The organism is Paenibacillus sp. YN15, from assembly GCF_003285005.1.
Classification (GTDB): Bacteria; Bacillota; Bacilli; order Paenibacillales; family NBRC-103111; genus Paenibacillus_AR.
The window spans coordinates 134848-142161 of sequence record NZ_QMFA01000015.1 but is presented as its reverse complement, the minus strand read 5'-3'; the positions used below and the strand labels follow the sequence as shown (position 1 = coordinate 142161).

At 54.8% G+C, this 7314-nt stretch carries 7 protein-coding genes; 1 reads left to right on the top strand and 6 read right to left on the bottom strand.

What is annotated here, in order from left to right; genetic code table 11:
* Window positions 1-143 precede the first annotated feature (143 nt).
* The 4 genes from trxA to DQG13_RS14335 form a co-directional block, all read right to left on the bottom strand.
* Window positions 144-488 carry a thioredoxin gene (trxA, locus tag DQG13_RS14350; protein ID WP_258525678.1) on the bottom strand — a complete coding sequence of 115 codons (345 nt, stop codon included), beginning with the start codon at window positions 486-488 and terminating at the stop codon, window positions 144-146.
* 152 nt (window positions 489-640) lie between these two features.
* The gene (gene dnaI, locus DQG13_RS14345) at window positions 641-1600 is read right to left on the bottom strand and encodes a primosomal protein DnaI (RefSeq protein ID WP_113020455.1); all 960 of its coding nucleotides are present in this window, start codon (window positions 1598-1600) and stop codon (window positions 641-643) included.
* Window positions 1601-1729: 129 nt separating this feature from the next.
* Window positions 1730-3262, bottom strand: a complete 1533-nt coding sequence (locus DQG13_RS14340; protein ID WP_113020454.1) for a replication initiation and membrane attachment family protein — start codon at window positions 3260-3262, stop codon at window positions 1730-1732.
* Window positions 3263-3415: 153 nt separating this feature from the next.
* Complete coding sequence (locus DQG13_RS14335) at window positions 3416-4297, bottom strand: alpha/beta fold hydrolase (RefSeq protein WP_113020453.1); 882 nt, start codon at window positions 4295-4297, stop codon at window positions 3416-3418.
* 163 nt (window positions 4298-4460) lie between these two features.
* Between DQG13_RS14335 and hemQ the strand changes: the two genes are divergently transcribed.
* A complete protein-coding gene (hemQ, locus tag DQG13_RS14330) occupies window positions 4461-5207 on the top strand; it encodes a hydrogen peroxide-dependent heme synthase (protein ID WP_113020452.1) in 747 nt (248 codons plus the stop codon).
* Window positions 5208-5278: 71 nt separating this feature from the next.
* On the opposite strand, the gene DQG13_RS14325 is transcribed toward hemQ, so the two are convergent.
* On the bottom strand, window positions 5279-5545 hold the full coding sequence (locus DQG13_RS14325) for a hypothetical protein (protein WP_113020451.1): 267 nt from the start codon (window positions 5543-5545) through the stop codon (window positions 5279-5281).
* The gene (locus tag DQG13_RS14320) at window positions 5542-6732 is read right to left on the bottom strand and encodes an NAD(P)/FAD-dependent oxidoreductase (RefSeq protein WP_113020450.1); all 1191 of its coding nucleotides are present in this window, start codon (window positions 6730-6732) and stop codon (window positions 5542-5544) included. The genes DQG13_RS14325 and DQG13_RS14320 overlap by 4 nt, the downstream gene beginning before the upstream one ends.
* Window positions 6733-7314 lie beyond the last annotated feature (582 nt).

Sequence of the window (7314 nt, the reverse complement as noted above, 5' to 3'; positions counted from 1 at the left end):
TGGATGTCGTATAACTATTATTGCACGACATATATATTTGTATCCGCCGGCACATAGAAAAAGAAAGGCAAGTTAGTGTCCTTTTGAGCAAAAGAACCGCTGTCCGAAGAGGAACAGCGGCTCTTTTTTATGAGAGGTAAAGGTTACGCATGTCGATTGAGCACGTTTTTTAGTGCATCCTTCGATTGGAATCCCACAATTTTATCCACGGGCTGGCCGTCCTTGAACACAATCAGGGTGGGAATGCTCATAACGCCGAAGCGGGATGCCGACTCCTGATTCTCATCCACGTTTACTTTAGCGATCTTCACATTCAATTCCTGATCCAGCTCCTCCAGCACCGGCGCGATCATTTTGCAAGGGCCGCACCATGGAGCCCAGAAATCTACCAGGACTGTACCCGCGCCTTCAACCTCCGCCTTAAAGGATTGGTCCGACACGTTGACAATTGCCATGGATATCCTCCTTCTGTATCGTTCATCATGGATTATGACGCCTGACAGGCGCCTAGCCGTACATGTTAAAGTATACCATACTCCCCGCCGAATAGCCCGCGGATTAGGCGCAAACCTGTACGGTCTCCCGCATGACGGGACACATGTACCAGCAATATGTCCTGAATAACGGAAATATGCTTCCGCTATTCCCGCTCCTGCATCCGTTTGTTGGTGCCGTGCACCTCGATAATATCCACATAATGACGGATACGGTCCATGATCCGCTGCCCCTTGAACTCCTCTTCCCCATCCTTGCTGGTGAAGCTGAAGTGCTTTTCCAAACCGCTGAACTCGTAGTTGGAGGTAAAAAAGGTAGGCTTGCGGTTCATCCGGTAGTTCAGAATGGTCCCCAGCACATGATCCCGCAGCCAGGGATTCATGTTCTCCGCCCCGATGTCGTCAAATACCAGCAGATCCGTTTCCTTCATCAGCTCGATCGTATCCTTCAGCTTCTGGGGCTCGCCGAACATCGCCTTCAGATCCTCGGCGAAATCCGGCATATACACAATCACGCCGCTTAAGCCCTGTTTGGCCAGCTCATACAGCATGTAGCACATCAAAAAGGTTTTGCCCGTTCCCAAAGGCCCCTGCAGATACAGCCCTCTGGCCGGCAGTCCCGCTTCCTTGGTCCGGTCGATATAATCCACCAGATAACCGACGGCCTCGGCCCGCTCGCTGTCCGCCCGCACAATCTCCTTCAGGTCATAACCCCGCTTAAGCGTCGCCTGATCCACATAAAAGCTGGTAATCCGCCGCTTCACCGCTTCCTCCGCCTCCCACACCATATAGCGGGGACAAGGAACCTTCTGGTCATAAATCTGCGGGCGGCCGTGAATCTCATCCACCACCAGCCGCGTGGCATGCCCCTCAAGCTCGTTGGGACATTTGTCCAGACCCGGGCACTCCCGGCAGGCGCGGTATTCCTTCACATATTGGTACATTTTATTGAGATTTAAGCTAATATCCTCATCTGTGAGCTCGGGATATTTGGCCCGCCATTTCTGGATCAGCGGGTCCTGCAGAACCGCGCGGTACCGTTCCTCCGCCTGCTTGCGCAAAGCCGCGAACGGCAGCGTTCGGAGCACCTCCGACATGGATTCCATTCACTGTCACCTCCTGAGGGCTTTCCGAAGGAAAGCCTGCTTCGTAAGCATCCGCTAGGGCTTTCCGAAGGAAAGCCTGCTTCGTAAGCATCCGCTAGGGCTTTTCGTAAGAAAAGCCAACAACGTAAGCTAAGCTCTTCCTTCTTCCCACCGGCTGGCCTTCTTAATAATGGCTTCCATCTCCTCGTCCGACAGCTGCTTGCGCCCGCCGGATTTGTCCAGGGCAACCGGTATGACGGGCTTCTGCTTGCCGCCGCCTCTGGCGCCACGGGACCCGCCCGGGGCAGCGGACTTCCCGGAAGAGCCCGCCGCACCCGCCGGCCCTTCATCCTTGCGTCTGGCCCCGGCCTTGGCCTTGTAGCGCGCCTTCTCCCGGATATATTCCACCGCCTGCTCATAGGTGCCCACCTGCTTGCCCAGCAGGTCCGAGGCAATGGCCTCAATGGAATTTTTGACCCAGGAACGGCGGTCCGTATGAAGGAAGTGAATCAGAACATTAATAACCTCCCCGCTCAGGCCATAATTGAGGTCAATTTTTTCAAATACGTCGAGAACCCCGTCCGGCACCGTGCCATGGGGGAAAAACCGCTTCAATACCAGCGTATACGGCTCGTTCCTAAGCAGCATATTGTACTGGTGAACATCGCATTGGCCCTGGAACAGCGCAGGCACCTCCAGATAATATTCCATCTGGACCGCTTTTTCCTGAAGCGCCGCATCTTCTCCGGCCTCTTCGGACTGGACCGCCAGCAGCCGGTGAACCTTGCGTCCGGCAAATTCATCCCGCCGTTTGGCCTGCCGGTACAACAGATTGGCCCGATACTGCAGCTCCTCGAACAGCAGATTGCCTTCCTCGTCAAAAATCCCGTCCTCATCCAGCAAGCGGCAGGTTTCCTGCAGCTCCAGATTGTACTTGCTCTTCGCTATGTTAATGGCCGCCATATGTCCTTCCCGGAACTGCAGCGCCTCCACAAAGGGCCGGTTCCGCGAGCCCTTGGGAAAACGGCGGATAATATCCGTAAAGGTAAAGCCCTTCGTTTCCGTATCCAGTCCCCCAACCTTGTCCCGTCCGGCAGCCGTCTCATACAGCGCCTCCTCCAGATCAGGGTCCATCACCTTGGTATTCAGCCGGAACAGGTCATAGAACGGCACTGACAGCTGCTCCGCCGCGGCTCCCGCAAGCTCCGCCGGCTCATCTGCCAGCAGCTCGTCGCGGAGCTGGAGCAGCAGCATTTTGCCCACCTTATCCCGAAGGAGCATGGCCAAATGCTGGTTGCGGAAAAATTCCTCCGGCGGCAACGGCTCGAACAGCCGGTATTCGTACACGCAATCCTCCGACTCGGAATACAGGCGGCGGCTGGTGGACAAGAGCCCCACCGCTTCCAGCCGGGAGGTCAAATCCAGAAACTGCCGGCGGCCTTTTTCCCCGGGCTCCAGCTCCATCTGCAAAAACAGCCTGCGCTGGGCCTCCAGGGGCGAATAGCCTGCTTTGTCCACGGGAAGCTGTTGATGCAGCGTGTGGTACAGGGCGATGGCTCCCGGGCCGATCATGGGCTGATAGATGGAGGAGAGCATCCTCACGCCGAGACTTCCCAGCGCGAAGCTCCGGCTGACGGTGAACCGGTGATGTTCCGTAAAATGCAATAAATTGGTTACTTTCATCCGGTTATTCTCCCACCCGTTTCAATAGAGATCACTCTCCATTCTATCACAAGAATCGACAGCGCAGATAGAGTTTTCGAGAATCGCCAAAAAGCCTCCATCACCGAAGCATCCGCTTGGGTTTGAAGGCTTGGCCGGGAGGCGCATAAGACATTACAGCTGCTGGGTATTCTCCGTTCTCTGCGGCGGGATGTCTCCGGCAGACACCGGTACCTGTACCGTGCCAACCTCCTCCGCCGCCCTGCCGGGACGACCGGCGGCTCCGCCAAAGCGCCGGGAAACCCACTGCTCCACAATCCGGTTCATGGTCCGGGGAGCTTTGGTGGGGAGCTGGTGGGATGCTTTTTCGATAAAAACCAAATCCCTGTACGGCAGCCGCGCCTCCAGCATTCTGGCGTACCGGTGGAAGGCCGCATCCTCCTCCCCGTACAAAAGCAGCACAGGCTGCTCAATGGACGAAAGCTGGTCCGTACATGAATAGGTCAGACTGTAGTCGTAATACTGCCGGATGTTGCGGCTGTCCCCTTGAACTGCGCCTTTGTACAAATTGTTGAAGGTCAGGCTCATATCGGCGTTCCCCCAGCCTACCAGACCGCCCAGCAGCCGTTTGGCCTTTATCCGGGACAAACCGGAGGCTGCGCGGATACGGCCTTTCAGATACCAGTCCGACGCTTCGGACATGGCGGAGATCAGGATGCCGCCGGTAAAGGTCTGGGGATGGGCCAGCATGGCCTCCAGCGCAATGCCGCCGCCTGTGGAATAGCCGCACACTACCGCCTCCCGCACATCCAGATGCTCCAGCAGCTGGCGCATATCCTCCACCACCAGCGGATAGGTCACCGCCGCAGGGGAAGCATCGGACAGGCCATGTCCGCGGATATCGAAGGTAATGATTTTGAAGGCGTCGGACAGCTGCGCCTTTTGGTAATTGAATATCTCCTGGTTCAGCAGCGGGGGATGAATAAAAATAAGAGGAATGCCGCGGCCCTCCACATGGTAATGGAGCCGGGTGCCGTTGACGAATGCCATGGGCATAAGGATCACCTTTCTTCTTAAGATTGGCTTCATGCCCTTAGCTTGACACCCCCGCTGCCGGATCATACATGGGACCCGTACCCGGTTCGTTTGCCCTTTTAATTCAATTTGTCTACAATGTAATAGTGATTATAATGTGTACAATCTGCCAGGAGGGATTTCAATGAGCGAAGCGGTTCAAACCCTGGAGGGCTGGTATGCCCTTCACGATTTTCGGAGCATCGATTGGCAATCCTGGAAGGCCTCCCCCTTGGAGCTGCGCCGGCAGGCCTTGGAGGAGCTGCAGCAGTTCCTGGACCAATGCGCCCAGGCGGAAGCGGCCAAAACCGGCAGCACCGCATTCTACTCCATTGTCGGGCAAAAGGCGGATATCGTATTTATGCACCTCCGGGAAACCCTGGATGACATAAACGATCTGGAAACCGCTTTTCAAAAGACGGCCTTTGCCGATTTCACCATTCCCTCGTATTCGTATGTATCCGTGGTGGAGCTTTCCAGCTACATGGCCAAACCGGGCACCAATCCTATGGAGGACCCGGAGATTGTGGCCAGACTGAAGCCCCAGCTTCCCAAGTCCAAGCATATTTGCTTCTACCCCATGGACAAAAAACGGGACGGCCAGGACAACTGGTACATGGAGCCCATGGAGCGGCGCCGGGAAATGATGAGGAGCCACGGGTTGATCGGCCGCAGCTATGCAGGGCGGGTCAAGCAGATCATTACCGGCTCCGTCGGCTTTGACGATTGGGAATGGGGGGTCACGCTGTTCGGCGACGATCCGCTTGTATTCAAGAAGCTGGTGTATGAAATGCGCTTCGACGAGGCCAGCGCCCGTTACGGGGACTTCGGCGGCTTCTACGTGGGCAATCTGCTGGACAAGGCCAAGCTGGACCGGATGTTTACGGTGTAGCTTAGTGGAAACAACAAAATAAAAACCCGCTTCAGCCGTTTGCGGCCAAAAGCGGGCTTTTTGTGTTGGGATCAGTCTTTCTCTTCGTCTTCCTTCGCTTCCCGCGAGGCTGCCTTGCTGTTCAGATAGGCTTCCGTATCCCGGTCGCGCTGGCGGCTCTTTTCCTTCAGACGCTCAATGGCGGGCATGATCAAAAGATCCACCTCCCGCTGCACGGTGTAAGCCAAGTCATACCGGGTTTGGGATTCCAGGAATCCCCCTACCTCCATCAGCGCGTTGTACCGGTCCAGCTCCTCCCGGGTCAGGAGCCCCCGCACCTGCACACTGCAATGTCTCATAGCCGTCCCTTTTTGATAACGAGAGGGATGCCCCCGATTTTGTAAAGATAGCGGATTTCCACAACTTTCTTCAGCATGGCGGCCATAAAGCCCTTCAGCTTCTTGGCCCCCACTACCCCGATCGCCTCTCCCTTGCCCAGGGACGCAATAATACCGCGGTTAATAAACTTGAAGTCCTTCATAGGCGTATTGCGGATGGCTGCCACCAGGTTATAGGCCGCAACCTCTCCCTGCTGGGTGGCGATTTGGGCAGTAGGCGGATAAGGCTGTCCTTCCTCGTTCAGCACGATGGAGCAGTCGCCCACCACGTAAACATTGTCGAAATCCTTCGTCCGCAGCGTGGAATCCACCACAATCCGTCCGCGCTTGGTATCGAAGCCGGCTTCCTCCACCATCTTGTTGCCCCGGATGCCGCCAGCCCATACAACGGTGGCCGAACGGATAAGCTCGCCGTCGGACAGGACCACCCCATCCACCAGCACTTCCTTGATGGCCGTAGCAATCTTGAAGGTCACGCCCTTTTGGGCCAGCACCTGCACGGCGTGCTCCACCAGTTCGGCATCGAAACCCGGCAGCACAGTAGGCGAAGCCTCCACATTATAGACTTTGACCAAAGCAGGGTCCACATCGAATTCGCGGCAGAGCTCCGGAATCCGGTCGGCCAGCTCACCCACAAATTCGATGCCCGTAAAGCCTGCGCCCCCCACCACAAAGGTCAGATAATCCAACCGGTCAGGCTCCTGCTTGAACCGGGCAAACTGGTACTCAATATGCTCCCGGATCAGCCTGACGCTGTTGATGCTGCGGATATTGAGGGCATACTCCTTAAGCCCCGGAATGCCGAAGGTCTCCGGCTCTCCGCCCAGGCCGATTACCAAATAATCGTAGGACAGCGTGCTGTCCTCGAGAATAATCTTCTTGTCGTAAGGCCGGATTTGAACCACCGTAGACTTTACAAAATCAATTTTGAACTCGTCGATAAGCTTGGAGATTTCAATCCGGGCATTCTCCGGGTTATCGGTTCCTGCCGCAGGCATATGCAAATGCGTCGTAATAAAATGGTAGTCATGCTTATTCACAAGGGTGACATCGGCTTCATTATAGTTTAATTCCTTCTGAAGCCCGATGGCAGTCACAATCCCGCCGTATCCGGCTCCCAGAATTACAATCCTTGGTATTCGGCTCATTGGTATCCCTTCCATCTATAAAAGTTCTGAAGTGCTGTGGTATTGTTTGTGAAAAATCTCACGTTATTGCACAATCGGAAGTTTTTCTGTTCCTTAGCTTCTGCAAACGTTCCGGAAATATCTCCGGCATGTTGTGGCACTGAAATCATATAATGATCCCATCAAATTATCAAGGCAAAAAACATAGTTATCTAATGATTATTATCACAAATTAAACCTATAAAAATCAACAATATCTAGTCTTTTTTTTAAAAAGCCATTTTTACAAGGATAAATGCCTGCCAAGCGTCGTTGAGGCCATGTATTTTCCAGAAATTGAGCCTCGCTCCCGCTGCGGCCGCGGCCTCCAAACGACAAACCCAGGCGCGAACCCCCTGTTCGCCAGCTCCGCGCTCTATGCCTCCTGGAAAGCTGCCTGCACTTTTGCTTCTCCCAGCAGCCCGGAGGAATACTGCATGTCCTATACCAAGGTACACAGATCGGAAGGTTTTCAAACAGCCGCGGAACGCAGCTTGGGGTTTCTTTCTTCAGGCCAGAGCATTATAATAAAACATGGATTAGAATGGATACATTGTGAAATTT